The 2,096-nt window shown below is 38.7% G+C and carries 3 protein-coding genes; all 3 read left to right on the top strand.

The features are described from left to right. The first annotated feature begins 254 nt into the window (after nucleotides 1-254). The 3 genes from CAG68_RS02395 (at nucleotide 255) to CAG68_RS02385 (ending at nucleotide 1,957) form a co-directional block, all read left to right on the top strand. Nucleotides 255-650, top strand: coding sequence for a putative signal transducing protein (locus CAG68_RS02395; RefSeq protein WP_054728589.1), 396 nt, complete (start codon nucleotides 255-257; stop codon nucleotides 648-650). A 143-nt stretch (nucleotides 651-793) separates the two neighbouring features. Further along, entirely contained in the window at nucleotides 794-1,402 is a 609-nt protein-coding gene (locus CAG68_RS02390; protein WP_086046813.1) for a pyridoxamine 5'-phosphate oxidase family protein, read from the top strand. Between the two features lie 141 nt (nucleotides 1,403-1,543). Then, the gene (locus tag CAG68_RS02385) at nucleotides 1,544-1,957 is read left to right on the top strand and encodes an RDD family protein (protein WP_054728586.1); all 414 of its coding nucleotides are present in this window, start codon (nucleotides 1,544-1,546) and stop codon (nucleotides 1,955-1,957) included. Nucleotides 1,958-2,096: the final 139 nt, after the last annotated feature.

Genomic DNA, 2,096 nt, shown 5'->3' with positions numbered 1-2,096 from the left:
GGCTTAGCGTCCGCTACAGTGTGGGTTATGGTCGTGCTCGTGATAAAGTTGAAAAATGTATCAAGCACCGACATGGCTCATGTGGCTGTTTGTTTGCCGTTATTTTTTCATATGGTTTTGATGTCGATGTAGTTTCAATAGTTGTGGTTGGGTGATTAGGTACAACAAACGGTTCAGGCTAGCGTACCATACATGGCATTTCCAATTAGCGTTTCTTATACGTTACGAGAGCGCTTTCCCACAAGGAGTAATATGTGATTGTAGTAGCAAGGTTTTCTTTTCCTCATGAAGCTCATATTGCGAGAGCAAGCCTAGATAGTGTCGGAATAGAAAGTTACATCGCTGACGAGCACACGGTAAATACTCAGTGGCTTTATTCAAATGCAATAGGCGGCGTCCGTCTGATGGTGGACGAAAGTGATGCAGAAGATGCGAAACAAATACTTAGTAGCGATTTCTCAGAATCATTGGGAAATAACGTTGATGAAGAAAAAGACGTTTGCACTAAATGTGGTAGTAAAGATCTATTTGCATTTACAAAAGGTAAACGCCCAGCTTTCTTAGTTTTTATTTTACTGGGTTTTCCACTGTTTTTTTACAAGCATGGTTATAAGTGTAAGCAGTGTGGGGAGTTTAGTGAAAAACTTTAAATCTTTAGATAACAAGGCATTAAAGAGATAACTTGTACTCGTAGTATTTTTACGATGAGTTAGGTCTAGTGCCTATACAAGAAGTCAGAGTTACTGCTTGCTTACAAGCAAAGCATTATACGATAGTGAAGGAACAACATTGAATGAGTGAAATTAAAACAATAGAGCAGTTAAAAGAAATTTACGCAGAGCCAAGTGCGAGAGCTAAAAATAAAGCTCTGCCTGTGCTGGATGTTCATGCGATTACATTAATTAATAATTGCCATTTTGCAGTTCTAAGTACCGCTGATTCACAAGGGTATATCGATCTTTCTCCTAAAGGAGGGGAGCCTGGCTTCGTAAAAGTTTTAGATGAATCAACATTGTTGCTCCCTGATAGCTCGGGGAACAATCGTATTGATAGTCTAAAAAATATCATTAGTAACCCCAAGGTAGGGTTGTTATTGATGGTAAATGGTATTGATGAAGTGCTCCGTATTAAAGGAATCGCAAGTATTCACACCGACGCCAACTTGATATCTGCTTGCCCCGATGGAAGTAAAGATCCTAAGGTTGTTATCAAAATAGTCATAGAGAGTATGTATTTTCATTGTGCGAAAGCGGTGATGAGAGGGAAACTTTGGTCTGATGACTATAAAGTAAATCGCTCAACTCTCCCTTCATTAGCTCAAATCTTTAAAGATCAACAAAAGTTAGAAAGTAAAGCGCTTAATCAAGAAGAGATGTTGAAATATTACCAATCTAGCCTTTAGAACGAGCGTGGTAATATATTGAAAAGTTAGAAAAATCAGGTTCGACCGTACTCTGCGGAAGTATGGATTAGGTTTAGTGGGGATGTTACTGTCTCAATAGCGTTAGTTCACCAATAAGCAATTGTTAGTCCAAATTTTAAAATGAAAAATGCAGGAAAATTTACTCTAGAAAATTACGTTTTGGCTAGTCCGGGAGTTAGGTGTGTTGGACAAATGGTTGATCTTTTTGTCAGTTTTAGCATTTTTACTCTCGTTTTATGGGTCGGCTTAGAAATCGGTATTGAAAAAGAGCTTGTGCGCGCTACAGCAGTAACTGCGACTGTATCGTATTACCTTTTTTCTGATTGTTTACCAAATGGTCAAAGTGTGGGTAAAAAACTTTTGGGCATTGCAGTTATAAGTGCAAGAACGGGTAAAAAGTGCAATATTTTTCAGTCGCTCTTTCGAAATGTTATTACTCCATTCTTAGGTTTTATTGACTCAATTTTCATTCTTGGTAAAAAGAGGCAACGGCTCGGTGATAAGTTAGTGAGAACGGTGGTGGTAGTGCACTAGTTTGTTGAAAAAATTGATAGCGCTGAGGACTTGCGTTCAAGTCGGGCTTTGTTTTCGTGGTGGAGCAGCCTTGCTTAGGTGGTAGCGTTACTCACATACTTAATGTAGCGTTGTAAGAAAATTGGTATTGGAGTCCAAG

This window comes from Vibrio sp. V42_P2S4T144, assembly GCF_009904715.1.
Lineage (GTDB): Bacteria > Pseudomonadota > Gammaproteobacteria > Enterobacterales > Vibrionaceae > Vibrio > Vibrio alginolyticus.
Note: the sequence above shows the minus strand (reverse complement) of the source record. Positions and strands in the feature narration are given on the sequence as shown.

Coding starts and splice junctions, on each gene's coding strand:
- CAG68_RS02390 (WP_086046813.1), top strand. CDS start 794: ATGAGTGAAATTAAAACAATAGAGCAGTTAAAAGAAATTTACGCAGAG.
- CAG68_RS02385 (WP_054728586.1), top strand. CDS start 1,544: ATGAAAAATGCAGGAAAATTTACTCTAGAAAATTACGTTTTGGCTAGT.